This window comes from Dickeya oryzae, assembly GCF_020406815.2.
GTDB lineage: Bacteria > Pseudomonadota > Gammaproteobacteria > Enterobacterales > Enterobacteriaceae > Dickeya > Dickeya oryzae.
This window is the reverse complement of sequence record NZ_CP162670.1, coordinates 380,695-397,046: the sequence shown is the minus strand read 5'-3', so window position 1 is coordinate 397,046 and position 16,352 is coordinate 380,695. Positions and strand designations below refer to the sequence as shown.

Here is a 16,352-nt window from a genome sequence, read left to right as displayed (position 1 = left end):
CGTGTCCCTGCTTAATGGTCGTCGTGCTCATCCCAGTCATCCGGCCGACGCCGTTCACGCTGCATTTCTCGCTCAAAGATCTCCTCAAGCTCGCGGCGGGCCTCTTTGACGCGGGAAATCTGCGCCACATCGCTTTTATGCTGCGGCATCAGTTCACGCAGCATACGCATATCCAGCCGACGAAAATGCTGTTGTGCCCGGTACGCCTGATGGGGATGCATGCCGAGTGTAATCAGCGTTTTGCGCCCCAATTCCAGCGCACTCGAAAACGTTTCACGGGTGAACAGAGTGACACCGGCCTGCAGCAGCTCATGCGCTTCCACACGCCCGCGGGCACGCGCCAGAATCTCCAGATGGGGGAAATGCTGCTGACACAAGTGCACAATTGTCATGGCGTGCTCAGGGTTCACACAGGTAATCACGATAGATTGCGCCTGATCCGCCCCGGCGGCACGCAGTAATTCGAGCTGAGTCGCGTCACCGTAATACACTTTATAGCCATAGGAGCGCATCAGTCGCACCGCGCTGATATCACGATCCAATACCGTGATGCGCATTTTGTTGGCCATTAATAAACGCGCGACAACCTGCCCAAAACGCCCGAACCCCACCACGATCACCTGAGGCCGGTCATTCTCCACATAATGCTTTTCATCTACCTCTTCCTGATGGTTGAAGCGGCGCGATAACAGTTTGTCGATCAACGTCATCAGCAGCGGCGTCAGCATCATCGACAGGGTGACCGTCACCAGTAACAACGGCAGTTGCGACCCTTTCAGTACCCGGTAGGTCGCCGCAGAAGAAAACAGCACGAAAGCAAATTCACCGCCCTGACTGAGCACACCAGCAAACTGCAGTCGTTCAGAGGAACGCAGCCCGTACATCCATGCCAGCAGGTACAAAATAATCCCTTTCACCACCACCAGAATCGCCACACCCGTCAACACCATCAGGATATTGGCGTACAGTATCCCGAGGTTGAGCGACATGCCGACCGAGATGAAAAACAGCCCCAACAGCAACCCTTTGAACGGCTCGATGGCGATTTCCAGTTCATGGCGGTATTCGCTCTCCGCCAGCAGCACACCAGCGATAAACGTGCCGAGCGCCATCGACAGGCCGAGCGCATCCATAAACAGCGCCGAACCCAGCACCAGCAACAGCGCAGCAGCGGTGAACACCTCCCGCACGCCGGAGGCAGCGATAAACCGAAATAGCGGACGCACCAGATAGCGGCCGCCAATCAGCATGCCACCAAATGCCACTACCTTCAGCACCACCTGTCGCCAGTCATCCAGTTCGCCTTGTACCCCCGCCAGTACCGGGATCAGCGCTAACGCCGGGATAACCGCCAGATCCTGAAACAGCAGCACGGAAAAGCCGAGCTGACCGGCCTCGTTACGGTGCATGCTTTTTTCCCGCATCAGTTGTAACGCGATAGCCGTAGAAGACATCGCCAACCCAATGCCGCCGATCATCGCCGACTGCCAGGAAAACTGACTCAGATACAACGCGCCACCCAATAGCGTCGCGCTCAGCAAGACCTGCGCCGCACCGGTGCCGAAGATAGATCGCCGCAGCCGCCACAATTTGGCCGGATCCAGTTCCAGACCAATGATAAACATCAGGAAGACCACACCCAGCTCGGAAAAATGCAGGATGGCTTCCACATCACGGATGAATCCCAGCCCCCACGGGCCAATGGCGATACCGGCCAGCAAGTAGCCCAGCACCGCGCCAATCCCCAGCCGTGCGGCAATCGGCACCATCAACACGGCGACAAACAGGAACAACACCCCGGCGTTCAATAACGAAGACGTTTCCATGTTTAGTAATCCCCATGGGGAAACGGTGACGCCAGCCAATCGCTGTAGGCTTTAGCGTGTTCCCGTAATACATCAGGCGGCAAACGCCGGGCCCAGTAAATCACCAGCGGCGATAGCCAATTCATGTGGCACATGGCCGCCGTCATCTCAAACGGCCGCAAGACGTCATCCATCGAGTAGCGGTTCACGCCCGACGCACGGTAGGCGTCTTGCGGCTCACCGGTCGTGACCACCGAGCGCCAATATTTTCCGGCCAGCGCATTACCGCCGACCCCGTTGGCAAAGCCACGCGTCAGTACCCTGTCCAGCCACTCTTTCAGCAATGCCGGACAACTGTAGGTATAAAGCGGGTGCTGGAACACAATCAGTTGGTGATCACGCAGCAACTGCTGCTCATGATGAATGTCGATAAAAAAATCAGGATAGTGTGCATACAGGTCGTGCACCGTGACATGCCCAAGTTGCTGGGTATAGTGCAGTAGCAGCTTATTCGCGACCGAATCCTGAGATTCCGGATGGGCAAACAGCAGCAAAATCTTTGGTGGCTGCGACATCATTCCCCTCCAGGGCGTCGTCATTGCAGGTATTTTCGGCTACCATGCGTAGTGCAATACAACAGGACACGGCAGTCCTGATACCCGATCGGTAATTTAACATATTTGAACATTTGGCGCGTTATGATTGTTTTCTCCTCTTTGCAAATTCGACGCGGTACACGGGTACTGCTGGACAACGCCACCGCCACCATCAACCCAGGTCAGAAAGTCGGTCTGGTGGGTAAAAACGGCTGTGGCAAATCAACCCTGTTGTCATTACTGAAAGGGGAAATCAGCGCCGACGGCGGCAGCGTCACCTTTCCGCAAAACTGGGCACTGGCATGGGTGAATCAGGAAACCCCGGCGCTGGCACGCTCGGCGCTTGATTATGTGATAGACGGCGACCGTGAGTATCGCCAGTTGGAAGCCGACCTCGACGCAGCCAACGCCCGTAACGACGGCAACGCTATCGCCACTCTGCACGGCAAACTGGACGCGATTCAGGCCTGGTCGATCCAAGCCCGCGCCGCCAGCCTGCTCAACGGGCTGGGTTTTCAACAAGACCAGTTGCAACACTCTGTCAGTGATTTCTCCGGTGGCTGGCGTATGCGTCTGAATCTGGCGCAAGCGCTGATTTGCCGCTCCGATTTACTGCTGCTTGATGAACCGACCAACCACCTGGATCTGGATGCGGTGATCTGGCTGGAGAAATGGCTGAAAAATTACCCGGGTACGCTGGTGCTCATCTCCCACGACCGGGACTTTCTTGACCCGATCGCCAACCGCATCCTGCACATCGAGCAGGAAACCCTGTTCGAGTACACCGGCAACTACACCTCGTTCGAGCAACAACGCGCCACCCGTCTGGCCCAGCAACAGGCGATGTACCAGCACCAGCAGGAGCGGGTCGCGCATCTGCAGCACTATATCGACCGTTTTCGCGCCAAAGCCAGTAAAGCCAAACAGGCCCAAAGCCGTATCAAGATGCTCGAACGCATGGAGCTTATCGCCCCGGCGCATGTCGACAACCCGTTCCGCTTCAGCTTTCGTGAACCGCAAGCGCTGCCCAACCCGCTGTTGCGGATGGAAAAAGTCAGCGCGGGCTACGGCGACCGGTTGATCCTTGATTCTATCAAACTCAATCTGGTGCCCGGCTCACGCATCGGGTTACTGGGCCACAATGGTGCCGGTAAATCGACGCTCATCAAACTGCTGGCAGGCGAACTGCAGCCGTTTAGTGGCGATATCGGCCTGGCCAAAGGCATACGGCTGGGGTATTTCGCTCAGCACCAGTTGGAGTTTCTGCGCCCCGACGAGTCACCGTTACAGCACCTGACCCGACTGGCAGAGCGCGAGACAGAGCAGCAACTGCGTGATTATCTCGGCGGTTTCGGCTTTCGGGGCGACAAGGTCACCGAATGCACCGAGCGTTTTTCCGGCGGCGAAAAGGCACGACTGGTGCTGGCGCTGATTGTCTGGCAGCGCCCGAACCTGTTGCTGCTCGATGAACCGACCAACCATTTGGATCTCGACATGCGTCAGGCGCTAACCGAAGCGTTGATCGACTTCGACGGCGCGCTGGTGGTGGTATCGCACGATCGTCACCTGATCCGATCCACCACCGACGATCTCTATCTGGTGCACGACGGTAAGGTCGAGCCGTTTGACGGCGATCTGGAAGATTACCAGCAGTGGCTATTGGATGCCCAGAAGCAGGATAACGCGACGGAATCCGCCCCCAAAGACAACGCCGCCAACAGCGCGCAGTCGAGGAAGGATCAAAAACGGCGTGACGCCGAACTGCGCACACTGACTCAACCGCTGCGTAAGCAGATAACCCAACTGGAACAACAGATGGAGAAGTTGCAGGCAACGCTGAGTGCGGTAGAAGAGCGCCTTGCCGACAGCGGGTTATATGACGTCAGCCGCAAAAGCGAATTGACCGACTGCTTGCAAAAACAAAGCGCGACGAAGGCCGAACTGGAGAACACCGAAATGGCCTGGCTGGATGCGCAGGAACAACTCGAACAGTTGCTGCGCGACGCAGAGACGCAGGGTTAAGCTAATACAGTTAAGCACCATCCTGAGTGAACGGTGGGCGCAATACGGTGGCCCGCCGTTCAGACTCTCTTGACGATGATTAATGCCAAATCATCAGCACGCAGGTCGCCGTCAGTAACCCCATCGCAAGGTTGAACACCTTCCAGGCACGCGGACTTTGCAGCAGGCGGCCGATCATCGCACCAAATCCCAGCCAGATAACCCCGGCCACGAAATTAACGCACACCATCGCCACGCTGATGGCCACCACCGACCCGACATAGCCGTCACCAGACAGGCTAAACCCTGCGACCGCGCCCAGCGACATCAGCCAGGCTTTGGGGTTGAGGAACTGCAACAATCCACCCTGATACAACGGAATCGGCCGCGGTGGTGCCGTTTCGGTATCCAGCTTTTCGTAAGCCGCTGTGGCAATCTTCCACGATAACCACAGCAGATAGGCACTGCCCAGCACCTTCAGCGCCAGATGCAGCGAGGGATAAATCAGGATAAGACTACCCAACCCCAGTGCCACCAACAGCAGTATGCTTTGCATACCGATCATGATACCCAGCATCAACGACATGGAACGTAATACGCCAAAGTTGGCTGCGGAGGCAGTAAGTAGCATATTATTGGGCCCTGGTGTAATGGCAGCGACCCACAAGAAACCGAGCATTGAAAGAAACAGGCTGACGTGCTCCATGAAACGACGATCCTTTAACATAAGGGACGTTAAACCTAGCAGCGCAGCAGGATGCAGACAAGTGCTTCGCCATGCCGCGACGGGCTCCCATGCCTCTTTTCATCATGGCTCTCTTTTTATGAATAATTCTTCTTACCGTAGTGCGTGCTTTCAGCCCCTGCCGGGTGGGCGCAACCCGCATATTCAGACACTGTTGCCGCGCCTGCTTCGCCGTCGTGCAACCCTGAAACCCATCTGGCAACGTCTGACCTTGCCAGACGGTGATTTTATCGACCTGGCCTGGAGCGAAGCGCCACATCAGGCGGCACATAAACCCCGTGTGGTACTGTTTCATGGGCTGGAAGGCAGTTTTCACAGCCCTTACGCTCACGGACTGATGGCGGCCTGCCAACAGCGCGGCTGGCTGGCGGTGGTGATGCACTTTCGTGGTTGCAGCGGACAACCGAACCGCCTGCCACGGGCGTATCACGCCAGCGAAACCGAAGATGCGCGCTACTTCCTGCACTGGCTGCGTCAGACGCTGGGTGAGGCCCCTACCGTCGCGGCGGGGTTTTCTCTGGGCGGGAATATGCTGGCTTGCCTGCTGGCGCAACAAGGTGCCGCCTGCCCGTTGGATGCCGCGGCGGTGGTTTCCGCACCGTTGATGCTCGAGCCGTGTAGCACTCGTCTGGAGCAGGGTTTTTCACGCATTTACCAGTTCTATCTGCTGAATTCACTGCGTCGCAACGCCTTGCACAAGTTGGCGATGTACCCCGATTGCCTGCCGGTGTCCGCCAGTCGGTTACGTCGGGTGCATCACCTGCGGGAGTTTGACGAGCTGGTCACATCGCCTCTGCACGGTTTCACCGACGCAACCGATTATTACCGGCGCAGCAGCGCTCTGCCGTTACTGCCGCGTATCCGCCAGCCATTGCTGGTCATCCACGCCAAAGACGACCCGTTTATGACGCCGGAGGTTATCGCTGATGTCTCGCAACTCCCTGCCAATATCGACTATCAGTTGACGGAGCATGGCGGTCATGTCGGTTTTGTTGGCGGATCCTGGCGACGGCCTGAATTGTGGCTGGAGCACCGTATTCCCGAGTGGTTTACCCCTTATCTGGAGCAGCACGCATGATCATTCCCTGGCAAGAATTGGCACCGGAAACACTGCAAAATCTGATTGAATCATTCGTCCTGCGTGAAGGCACCGACTACGGCGAGCAGGAGCGCACACTGGAAGAAAAAGTGGCGGAGATACGTCAGCAACTGGCAAATGGCGAGGTCGTCCTGGTGTGGTCGGAATTACACGAAACCGTCAATATCATGCCCCGCCGCCAGCTCAGCAATAATGAACGGTATTAGCCCTGAATCAATCGCTTAAAAACGTAAATTGCCGTGTCAGTGTGCGATAAACATGCTAACAATGATCAGATATTACATGGCTCAGATACACCATGGCCTGATGGCTCTGCATGGCATTGCCCTTACGCATCGAATGATGACTTCACCGAAGATTGCCCTACACATCGGAGGTTACACACCATGTCGCACCAGCACCCGATTATCGCGGTCACCGGCTCCAGCGGCGCGGGGACCACGACCACTAGCCTGGCGTTTCGCAAGATCTTCCAGCAACTGAATCTGCGCGCCGCACTGGTGGATGGCGACAGTTATCACCGCTATACCCGACCGGAAATGGATATGGCGATCCGCAAGGCTCGGGACCTGGGGCGTCACATCAGCTATTTCGGACCGGAAGCCAATGACTTCTGCCAACTGGAAAACACCTTTATCGAATACGGCCGTAGCGGTACCGGGCAGACCCGCAAATACCTGCACACCTATGATGAGGCCATCCCCTACAATCAGGTGCCGGGGACTTTCACGCCCTGGGAGCCGATGCCAGAGCCGACCGACCTGCTGTTCTATGAGGGATTACACGGCGGCGTGGTCACCGAGCAGCATGATGTTGCCCGGCATGTCGACCTGTTGGTCGGCGTGGTGCCGATAGTCAACCTGGAATGGATTCAGAAGCTGGTGCGTGATGTCAACGAACGCGGCCACTCCCGCGAAGCGGTGATGGATTCTGTCGTGCGCTCGATGGAAGACTACATCACCCATATCACGCCGCAGTTTTCCCGCACCCACATCAACTTTCAGCGCGTACCGACGGTCGATACCTCTAACCCGTTCGCCGCCAAAGCCATTCCCTCAATGGACGAAAGTTTCGTGGTGATCCACTTTCAGGGGCTGGACCGCATCGATTACCCCTATCTGCTGGCCATGTTGCAGGGGTCATTCATTTCCCACATCAATACGCTGGTGGTGCCGGGTGGCAAAATGGGGCTGGCGATGGAGTTGATCATGATGCCGCTGGTACAGCGGTTGATGGAAGGCAATAAAATCGACTGACATCGGCGATAAAACCGATGATAAGCACCAATGATAAGCGCCGGTGAACCGGCGCTTAACGACGCGGCGGCCACGACAGCACGCCGCCGCGAGCAGGCGCTTAATCCAGTGCTATCACTTCATGGCTATGGGTGATGTTCACGGCTTTTCCGAGCATCAACGCCACAGAGCAGTATTTTTCGGCTGACAGCGACACCGCACGCTCCACGGCTTTATCGCCCAAGCCCTTGCCGGTGACGATAAAATGCAGGTTGATGGCGGTGAACAGACGCGGTGCTTCCTCGCGGCGTTCAGACGTCAGGCGGACTTCACAATCCACCACGTCATGACGGCCTTTTTGCAGGATAGACACCACATCGATGGCGCTGCATCCGCCTGCGGCCATCAGTACCATTTCCATCGGGCTGGGCGCTTTATCGCCTGCGTTGCCGTCCATCAACAGTTGATGTCCGGAAGCGGATTCACCAAGAAATGTTAACCCTTCAACCCATTTCACCCGCGCCTGCATAATTTTGTCCTCAATCAATTATTTTTGAAATTTTACATCGCTTATGTACAAAAAAGCCTGATAATCAGAGCTTAATCATGCTGAAGCGAGACAACACAAGACACTACACTCAACCTGTGTTACAAACAAAAGCGTAAACCGGCATGTGTTGTTGCGTCGATGCCTGACCCACCTCCGGCTTACTGGCGTCATCTGATAGACAGCCTCAGTATATTCCCTGACGTCATTCCGCCAGGACGGAATTGAATTATAACTATGTTATCACGCCGTACAGGGAACTCTGAGCCCTGTGATTTGCGCAGTGAATTAACAACAGAGGATAACAGCGAATGGTTCTCGGCAAACCGCAAACAGACCCGACTCTCGAATGGTTCCTTTCTCATTGCCACATTCACAAGTACCCATCGAAGAGCACCCTAATCCACCAGGGTGAAAAAGCAGAAACGCTTTACTACATCGTGAAAGGCTCGGTTGCCGTGCTGATCAAGGATGAAGAAGGCAAGGAAATGATTCTGTCTTACCTGAATCAGGGCGATTTTATTGGCGAACTTGGCTTGTTTGAAGACGGGCAAGAACGCAGTGCGTGGGTGCGGGCGAAAACAGCTTGTGAAGTTGCTGAAATCTCCTATAAAAAATTCCGCCAGCTCATCCAGGTCAACCCGGATATTCTGATGCGCTTGTCCTCACAGATGGCGCGACGCCTGCAGGTTACCTCGCAAAAGGTCGGCAACCTGGCGTTCCTCGACGTGACGGGCCGCATCGCGCAGACCTTGCTTAACCTGGCGAAACAGCCGGACGCCATGACCCACCCGGATGGGATGCAGATTAAGATCACCCGTCAGGAAATCGGCCAGATCGTCGGCTGTTCCCGCGAAACTGTCGGTCGTATTCTGAAGATGCTGGAAGATCAGAACCTGATCTCCGCCCACGGTAAAACCATCGTGGTATACGGTACTCGCTGATCCCCATCAGCGACCCCGCTATCGGACAGGGCGGCCATCTGGCCGCCCTTTTTGTCTCACATAATCTCACATGGTCTCACACCGTCACCCGGCTCAAACACTGGTGCCTGACGGCAATCTGTATTACCAGTACTTGTCGATCTCAGTGCGCAGGGCTTCTGCTGTCGCGCGACCGCTCTCTGACGCCAGGGCACGACCGGCGATAAACACTTTCGCGCGAATGCCGTCGAACAGGTGGATATCCTCCGGCACGATACCGCCGGTGATAGACAGCTCAAGCCCCAGTTCAGACAGCGCCCGCATTTTGCCGAGATCAGCAGCAGTCCAGTTAACCCCAGCCAGTTCCGCATCGCGGGAACGGTGATAGATAGCCTGAGTAATCCCCCTATCACGCCACGCTCTGGCATCATCCAGGTTCCAGTTACCGTACAGCTCAATCTGGATTTCGCCGCCAAACTCATCAGCCACTTTCTTACAAGCCTCGATCGTCGCCACATGCGCGGCGGCAGACACCGTAATCCAGTTAGCACCAGCGGAAAACGCCATTCGCGCCAGAATCGCACCGCCATCCGTGGTTTTCATATCACAAACGATAATATGGTTCGGGTGGCGTTCACGTAGTGTGCGTACCGCCGCCATCCCTTCGGCAAAGGCCAGAATGGTTCCCACCTCAATCACGTCAACAAAGCCGCTGACCCGGTCAGCCACCTCCACAGCCGTGGCCAGATCAGTCGAATCAAGGGCAATTTGCAGTATAGGTTTAGTCATCATGCGATTTCCTTTCCAATCGTTAAAATATCGGGATCTCTGACTTGAGGGCGAGCGCAGCCCGTGGCCTATTGCCACTGTTTATTTCAAGCCATTATGACCTTGTCATCGTGTTACGTGTGCGGCCGTTCAACGCTGGCCGTAATAGGCATTCGCACCGTGTTTTCTGAAATAGTGTTTATCAGACAGCGCCTGCGCGATATGAATGTCTGGATTAAGCAATCGGGTCGAGAACGCCATGGCGGCCACCTCTTCAAGCACCAGCGCATTATGCACCGCATCCAGTGCATTTTTTCCCCAGCAGAAGGGAGCATGACCGGTAATCACCGCCCCCGGCACCGCGAGTGGGTCGAGATGGCGGCGATGAAACTCCTCCACAATCACCAGACCGGTATTTTTTTCATAATCCTGAGTGATTTCGTCTTCGCGCAACGAGCGGGTACAGGGAATGTCACCATAGAAATAGTCGGCATGGGTGGTGCCGAGCGCGGGAATATCCTGACCGGCCTGCGCCCAGACCGTGCCGTGGCGTGAATGGGTATGCACAATACCGCCGATGTGCTCGAAGGCACGGTACAGCACCACGTGGGTCTCGGTATCACTGGAAGGATTAAGTCGCCCTTCGACCACCCGCCCTTCCATGTCGACGACGACGATATCGTCGATAGTCATCTGCTCATAAGAGACCCCGGAGGGTTTAATCGCGATAACACCCTGCTCGCGATCAATCTGGGAGACATTACCCCAAGTCAGCGTCACTAAACCATGACGGGGGAGCAACAGGTTGGCTTCCAGTACGATAGCCTTCAATTGCTGATACATCGTTGTTTCTCCTGCGCTCCTGCCGGAGCGCCTTGTTGCCGCTCAGGCGGTTTGCGCCAGTGCCTTATCAATCACACGGAACACATCTTCACAGCTGGTGCAAACCCGCAGTTTGTCGAGGTTGATTCCGGTGTCGCTGTGCTCGTCTTCCAGTATCTGGGTCACCTCCATCAACCCTTCCATATGCTCGTCGGAGGTACTCCCTGCCAGGGTGATTAGCACATCCACCGGTTCGTCTTCTCCCTCAAATTTGACCGGTGTGGTGAGCGTCACCAGCGCAAACGCGGTGCGATTCACACCGTTCTCCGGGCGGGCATGGGGCATAGCAAACTGCGGCGCAATCACGATGTAAGGCCCCATCTTTTCAATACTGCTGATAATCGCCTCATGGTAGCGAGGCTCGACAGCACCGGAGGCAATCAACATATCGGTACCGAGTTTGATAGCCTCGCGCCAGTCCGCCGCACTGGCGTGAAGCAGCACGGAGTCATTGTCGATTAACGATTGTTTGAATTTCATCTGCGTCTCCTTGCCCGTCCCCTCGCAGAGGGGAAGGCGTGATTGATTAACCGGCAAAGTTTTTCCTGATAAGCCCCAGCAACTCGTCACCGAAAGAGTGTGGGTTAAGCATGTTTTGCACTCCCAACACAAATTTGCCGTCACCGGGACTCATTTCCCCAGCCAGATGCTTGGACGAGACAATAATGTCGGTTGTCGGGAGTTTGGACTTGTAATCTGCCACGGCGCAGGAGTCCATGATGTGCGGCACTCCCCGTTGTTCAAGAAACTTGCCGATCTTCATCTTCATCATCATGGAAGAACCCTGCCCGTTGCCGCACACCGCCAGAATACGCACTGCACGTCCCTCAGTCGGCATCGCTGCTTGCGGCTCGACAGGGTCGATGTCGGTCTGGTCGGTGACCGACTGCGCACTGTCTTCTTCCTGACGCAGGGTACGTGACGCGAAATACATGTAGACACCAGCCCCCGCCAGCAGCACAAAGAAGAACAGGGATGAGAACGACAGCGCTTGCATAATAGGCGGGAACACCAGCGCCCAGTCCGCCATCCCCATCCAGCCGTTGAAGCTGGTACCGTTATGGGCAAACAGGTGAATCGCCCAGGCCGACCCCAGTACCTCGATGATCCCCATGACGAAGCAGATTTTCATCACCGCGCGCCAACCGCCAAAGTGGTTGGCAAACACCCCGATAGTGGCGTTAGAGAAGAACATCGGGATAAAACCGGGGATGATCATGATAGAGGAGTTGAGCAACAGCAGACCGAGCACCGCCAGGAACTGCCCCAGCGTTCCCCAGATAAAACCAAACACCATCGCATTAGGGGAATAGGCATAGATAGCGGCGCAATCAATCGCCAGCACGGCATTGGGGATAACGCGCTCGGAAATCCCTTTAAACGCTTCGGACAGTTCAGCCACGAACATACGCACACCAGCCACAATCACCTGAATCGCCACCGCGAAGCGAAGGCCAGTTTCCAGAATATAAATGGTCCAGTGGGTCGACCCGGCCATTTTTTGCAGGTTATCCAGGCCGAACGACAGCAGGATAATGCCGAAGAAGACCGTCATTACGATGGCGGTAGCGGTAATACTGTCGTGGAAAATATGCAGCCATTTCGGCAGCTTGAGCTGATCAACGCTGTCTTCCTTGTCGCCCAGTTTAGGCGCCAGCCGGGTGGCTATCCAGGAAGCGACCTGCTGCTGATGGCCGATAGAAAACCCCGCCCCACCGGTTACGGCCTGGGTCGGCTTAAACATAATGTTGGAGGAAATCCCCCAATAGAGCGCCATGATCACCGCGGTATACAGGATGGTTTCCCACATGGAAGCCCCCATCACCACATAGAACACCGCCACCAGCCCGACCTGCTGAAACATGATGTGGCCGGTGAGCATGATAGTGCGAATGCCGGTCACACGGCGGAACACCACCAGCAGGATATTCAGACCGAGCGCCAGCAACACCGCATACCCTACCCAGGAGTAACGGCTCCCCATGGTTTCCATGGTCGCCATCATGGTGGTGTAAGGGTCGATGACCGAACCGGTCAGGTGGTGGTACTCAGAGATTTTGTCTATCACCGGCTTAAAGCCAGACACCAGAGTCGTTGATCCGACCTGCACCAGCATGAAACCAACAATGGTTTTCACCGTGCCTTTCACCACGGTGGTGCCGTCACGTCTAAGCAGCAGATAACCGATACAGGTTACCAGCCCCAACAACAACGGGGCCTTGGTCATCACCTGGCTATAAAAAATATAAAAAATGCTGTAGAGGGTTTCCATAACGTTGCTCCGTCCGACATAAGGACACTGACACTGCTATTGGATTGCTATTGGAGTAGTGGACTCGATCACCACCCGTCCAGGTATGGGTTGCTTACATTCTGTGGGCGGAGGACAGCATAGGCCGTCGCCCTGGTAAACTCACAAACAATCATATTTCATCATGAAATGATTTTTTGTGATGAATGTCTTGCCGATAAAATCTCATTAAATCCGAAATGTCAGCGATATCAGGTAGCATTTGCGAATGATTTTTCCTGTCATCCAGCGACTCCGTCATGGGTTACGCAGTGGGAAAACATAAAAATAAAATAAAAAACAGATAAATAAGCTCATGCGCGCATGGGGCCGATCATAAAAGATTCGTCCATATCACAAAATAATCATCACAATCATTGATAATCAAAAAAACCATTGTTATAGTCACGAAAAATCACAACCAATCATAGACGCGCAGCCATGTGCGTCATGTCATTGTCCGATGACCCGCTGCCGGGTTCGCTATTGCAGTGCGGCATCCAAACCAGAAAGGTACGTCCGATGAGCAAGATTGATGAGATCACCCGTGAATCCTGGATACTGAGCACCTTCCCTGAATGGGGCACGTGGTTAAACGAAGAGATTGAGCAGGAAAACGTGAAACCGGATACCTTTGCCATGTGGTGGTTGGGGTGCACCGGCATCTGGTTGAAATCAGCGGGCAATACCAATATCTCTATCGATTTCTGGTGCGGTACCGGCAAGAAAACCCACGCCAACCCTTATATGAACAAGCAGCACCAGATGATGCGTATGGGCGGGGTTCGCAAGCTACAACCCAACCTGAGAACCTCGCCGTTCGTGCTTGATCCCTTCGGCATCAAACAGATCGACGCGGTACTGGCGACTCACGACCATGCCGATCACATCGATGTGAATGTAGCGGCGGCAGTACTGAAAAACGTCGGTGACCACGTGAAATTCATCGGCCCCAAAGCCTGTGTGGATCTTTGGCTGCGCTGGGGAGTGCCGGAAGATCGTTGCATCATCGCCCGTGTCGGCGATGAAATTCCGGTCGGCGACATCGTTATCCAGGTGCTGGATGCGTTTGACCGCACCGCGCTGGTGACGCTGCCTGCCGGGGTATCGTCAAAAGACAAGAGCATTCTGGATAGCATGGACGACCGGGCCGTCAACTATCTGGTCAAGACATCGGGCGGCAACCTCTACCACTCGGGTGACTCGCACTACTCCAACTACTACGCCAAACACGGCAACGACTACCAGATTGACGTCGCCCTGCTCTCCTATGGCGAGAACCCGCGCGGTGTCACCGACAAAATGACCTCGTCAGACATTCTGCGCGCTGGCGAGTCGCTCAACGCTCAGGTGGTTATCCCGTTCCATCACGATATCTGGGCCAACTTCCAGAGTGACCCACGTGAAATTGAAGTGCTGTGGAACATGAAGAAAGACCGGCTTGGTTACCGCTTCCGCCCGTTCTTCTGGCAGGTGGGCGGGAAATACACCTTCCCAACCGATAAAAACACGCTGCATTACCAGCATCCACGCGGCTTTGACGACATCTTCATTGACGAACCGGAGTTGCCTTACAAATCCTTCCTGTAACGCACAGGCGCGGGCCATGAACCGTCCTGCGGGCATTCATGGCCTTGACCACGCACAGCAAGGCAGAACCGCAACAGAGGGAGCAACATGCACAACTTTGACAAGCCCTTTCGCCTTGGGCTTTACGAAAAGGCGCTACCCGCTGCGTTCACGTGGGAAGAGAAGATTCTGGTCGCTAAAGAGCTGGGGTTTGATTTCATTGAGATATCCGTCGATGAATCGGACGAAAAATTGCAACGACTTGAGTGGAGCGACAGCGAAACCTACCAGTTGCGGCATCTGTGCGAGAAAAACAACTTCCCGTTACAGTCCATGTGCCTGAGCGCACACCGCCGCTTTCCCTTCGGCTCACATGACCCGGCTATCCGGGAAAAAGCCCATGAGATCATGGAAAAAGCGATTAACCTGGCTTACAAGCTGGGCATTCGTTGTATTCAGTTGGCGGGCTACGACGTCTACTACGAGTCACCCTCGGCCGAAACTCACCAGCGGTTTATTGAGGGCATGAAAGCCGCTACCCGGATGGCTGAACGGGCCGGTGTCATGCTGGGGGTCGAAATCATGGATACGCCGTACCTCAATTCGCTGAGCAAATTTGAGGTGCTGAAAAAAGCCATCCCTTCCCCTTACTTTATGGCGTACCCGGATGTGGGCAACATCACCGGCTGGAACTACGATACCTGCACCGAGCTAAAGCTCAGTTGCGATCACATCGTACAAATCCACCTCAAAGACACACGCAAGGTTTCCGCGCACAGTCAGGGGCAATTCCGCGATCTGGTGATTGGTGAAGGTGAGGTGGATTTTGCCGCCATCTTCCGCACCCTGGCCGAAATGGGTTACAACGGCCCGCTGGTACTGGAGATGTGGGCCAAAGACGAACAATGGGCGGCTAACCTGAAACTGGCCCGCGCACGTCTGGCCGAAATAGGCCGTCAGGCCGGTTTGGCACTGGCCTAAACCGATGTCGTCAAAAGAATCCGAGGAACGGCTGTCATTCACGCGCATGCGGGATATAATCATAAAAAAATCAGATTCAATCACTATCAGGCACGATATGACGGAAGCCCAGCGCCACAGCGCCATCCTGGAATTGCTCAATCAAAAACGCCATCTGTCGGTTACGGGTATCATGCAGGCCTTTGATATTTCTCCCGCCACCGCCCGACGCGACATCAACAAACTCAACGACTCCGGTAAGCTGCGTAAGGTGCGCAACGGTGCAGAAGCACTCACGCAAACCAAAACCCACTGGTCGCCGCTCAACAGTCATGAACCTGTCAGTCGTGGCGAATTCTCTCATCACAGTGAGAAAATGCGTATCGCGCAAGCGGCGGCAGCCTTGATAAAACCGGGTGAAAGCGCCGTGATCAACTGCGGCTCAACCGCCTTTGTGCTGGGTCAGGAAATCTGTGGGCAGGATGTTCAGGTCATCACCAATTATTTCCCGCTGGCGAATTACCTGATTGAACATGACCATGACGGCGTGGTGATCATTGGCGGGCAGTACAATAAATCGCAATCCATTACGTTGGCCCCACAGGACGAAATCTCCTCGCTTTATGCCGGGCACTGGATGTTCACCAGTGGTAAGGGGATTACCGCAGACGGCCTCTACAAAATGGATATGCTAACGGCCATGGCCGAGCAAAAAATGCTTAACCACATCGGCAAACTGGTGGTGCTGGCCGACAGCAGCAAAGTGGGACAGCGTGCCGGTATGTTGTTCTGCGCAGCGGATCGGATCGATATTCTGATCACAGGCAAAGACGCCGACCAACAGGTGATCGCCCAACTGCAAGACAAAGGGGTCAGCGTCATGTTGGTGTGACCGGCCCTTCACACCATGCAAGGATTTACTGATACATCAC

The 16,352-nt window shown here is 55.1% G+C and carries 16 protein-coding genes; 8 read left to right on the top strand and 8 right to left on the bottom strand.

Annotation, left to right across the window (positions count from 1 at the left end; all coding sequences use genetic code 11):
• Nucleotides 1–11 precede the first annotated feature (11 nt).
• Together kefB and kefG are read right to left on the bottom strand one after the other, a co-directional pair.
• Nucleotides 12–1,826: a glutathione-regulated potassium-efflux system protein KefB gene (gene kefB, locus LF929_RS01795; RefSeq protein ID WP_038909149.1), complete on the bottom strand. Its 1,815-nt coding sequence runs from the start codon at nucleotides 1,824–1,826 to the stop codon at nucleotides 12–14.
• 2 nt (nucleotides 1,827–1,828) lie between these two features.
• On the bottom strand, nucleotides 1,829–2,380 hold the full coding sequence (gene kefG / locus LF929_RS01790) for a glutathione-regulated potassium-efflux system ancillary protein KefG (protein ID WP_210175735.1): 552 nt from the start codon (nucleotides 2,378–2,380) through the stop codon (nucleotides 1,829–1,831).
• Nucleotides 2,381–2,503: 123 nt separating this feature from the next.
• On the opposite strand from kefG, the gene LF929_RS01785 reads away from it, so the two are divergent.
• Nucleotides 2,504–4,423 carry an ABC transporter ATP-binding protein gene (locus LF929_RS01785; RefSeq protein ID WP_038905832.1) on the top strand — a complete coding sequence of 640 codons (1,920 nt, stop codon included), beginning with the start codon at nucleotides 2,504–2,506 and terminating at the stop codon, nucleotides 4,421–4,423.
• Nucleotides 4,424–4,502: 79 nt separating this feature from the next.
• Here LF929_RS01785 and LF929_RS01780 read toward each other — a convergent pair whose 3' ends face one another.
• Nucleotides 4,503–5,108 carry a LysE family translocator gene (locus LF929_RS01780; protein ID WP_038905833.1) on the bottom strand — a complete coding sequence of 202 codons (606 nt, stop codon included), beginning with the start codon at nucleotides 5,106–5,108 and terminating at the stop codon, nucleotides 4,503–4,505.
• 118 nt (nucleotides 5,109–5,226) lie between these two features.
• On the opposite strand from LF929_RS01780, the gene LF929_RS01775 reads away from it, so the two are divergent.
• The 3 genes from LF929_RS01775 to LF929_RS01765 all read left to right on the top strand — a co-directional run bounded on the left by LF929_RS01775 (nucleotide 5,227) and on the right by LF929_RS01765 (nucleotide 7,502).
• Nucleotides 5,227–6,225 carry a hydrolase gene (locus LF929_RS01775; RefSeq protein ID WP_226093615.1) on the top strand — a complete coding sequence of 333 codons (999 nt, stop codon included), beginning with the start codon at nucleotides 5,227–5,229 and terminating at the stop codon, nucleotides 6,223–6,225.
• Entirely contained in the window at nucleotides 6,222–6,452 is a 231-nt protein-coding gene (locus tag LF929_RS01770) for a YheU family protein (RefSeq protein ID WP_226093616.1), read from the top strand. The genes LF929_RS01775 and LF929_RS01770 overlap by 4 nt, the downstream gene beginning before the upstream one ends.
• A 180-nt stretch (nucleotides 6,453–6,632) precedes the next feature.
• A complete protein-coding gene (locus tag LF929_RS01765; protein ID WP_016942980.1) occupies nucleotides 6,633–7,502 on the top strand; it encodes a phosphoribulokinase in 870 nt (289 codons plus the stop codon).
• A gap of 100 nt (nucleotides 7,503–7,602) precedes the next feature.
• On the opposite strand, the gene LF929_RS01760 is transcribed toward LF929_RS01765, so the two are convergent.
• On the bottom strand, nucleotides 7,603–8,010 hold the full coding sequence (locus tag LF929_RS01760) for an OsmC family protein (RefSeq protein WP_012886369.1): 408 nt from the start codon (nucleotides 8,008–8,010) through the stop codon (nucleotides 7,603–7,605).
• A gap of 329 nt (nucleotides 8,011–8,339) precedes the next feature.
• Between LF929_RS01760 and crp the strand changes: the two genes are divergently transcribed.
• On the top strand, nucleotides 8,340–8,972 hold the full coding sequence (crp, locus tag LF929_RS01755; protein ID WP_012768072.1) for a cAMP-activated global transcriptional regulator CRP: 633 nt from the start codon (nucleotides 8,340–8,342) through the stop codon (nucleotides 8,970–8,972).
• A 123-nt stretch (nucleotides 8,973–9,095) separates the two neighbouring features.
• On the opposite strand, the gene LF929_RS01750 is transcribed toward crp, so the two are convergent.
• The 4 genes from LF929_RS01750 to LF929_RS01735 all read right to left on the bottom strand — a co-directional run bounded on the left by LF929_RS01750 (nucleotide 9,096) and on the right by LF929_RS01735 (nucleotide 12,873).
• Nucleotides 9,096–9,740, bottom strand: a complete 645-nt coding sequence (locus tag LF929_RS01750; protein ID WP_226093618.1) for a 3-keto-L-gulonate-6-phosphate decarboxylase UlaD — start codon at nucleotides 9,738–9,740, stop codon at nucleotides 9,096–9,098.
• A 129-nt stretch (nucleotides 9,741–9,869) separates the two neighbouring features.
• The gene (locus LF929_RS01745) at nucleotides 9,870–10,562 is read right to left on the bottom strand and encodes an L-ribulose-5-phosphate 4-epimerase (protein ID WP_038905837.1); all 693 of its coding nucleotides are present in this window, start codon (nucleotides 10,560–10,562) and stop codon (nucleotides 9,870–9,872) included.
• A 42-nt stretch (nucleotides 10,563–10,604) separates the two neighbouring features.
• Nucleotides 10,605–11,081: a PTS sugar transporter subunit IIA gene (locus tag LF929_RS01740; protein WP_038905838.1), complete on the bottom strand. Its 477-nt coding sequence runs from the start codon at nucleotides 11,079–11,081 to the stop codon at nucleotides 10,605–10,607.
• 46 nt (nucleotides 11,082–11,127) lie between these two features.
• Nucleotides 11,128–12,873 (bottom strand): PTS ascorbate-specific subunit IIBC, encoded by a 1,746-nt coding sequence (locus LF929_RS01735; protein ID WP_210175739.1) that lies wholly within the window; start codon nucleotides 12,871–12,873, stop codon nucleotides 11,128–11,130.
• A 540-nt stretch (nucleotides 12,874–13,413) separates the two neighbouring features.
• On the opposite strand from LF929_RS01735, the gene ulaG reads away from it, so the two are divergent.
• From ulaG to ulaR, 3 genes are all read left to right on the top strand, one after another.
• Complete coding sequence (gene ulaG, locus LF929_RS01730; protein WP_226093617.1) at nucleotides 13,414–14,481, top strand: L-ascorbate 6-phosphate lactonase; 1,068 nt, start codon at nucleotides 13,414–13,416, stop codon at nucleotides 14,479–14,481.
• Nucleotides 14,482–14,568: 87 nt separating this feature from the next.
• Nucleotides 14,569–15,441, top strand: a complete 873-nt coding sequence (locus LF929_RS01725) for an L-ribulose-5-phosphate 3-epimerase (protein ID WP_038905841.1) — start codon at nucleotides 14,569–14,571, stop codon at nucleotides 15,439–15,441.
• Nucleotides 15,442–15,538: 97 nt separating this feature from the next.
• Entirely contained in the window at nucleotides 15,539–16,312 is a 774-nt protein-coding gene (gene ulaR / locus LF929_RS01720; protein WP_038909159.1) for an HTH-type transcriptional regulator UlaR, read from the top strand.
• The last annotated feature ends 40 nt before the right edge of the window (nucleotides 16,313–16,352 follow it).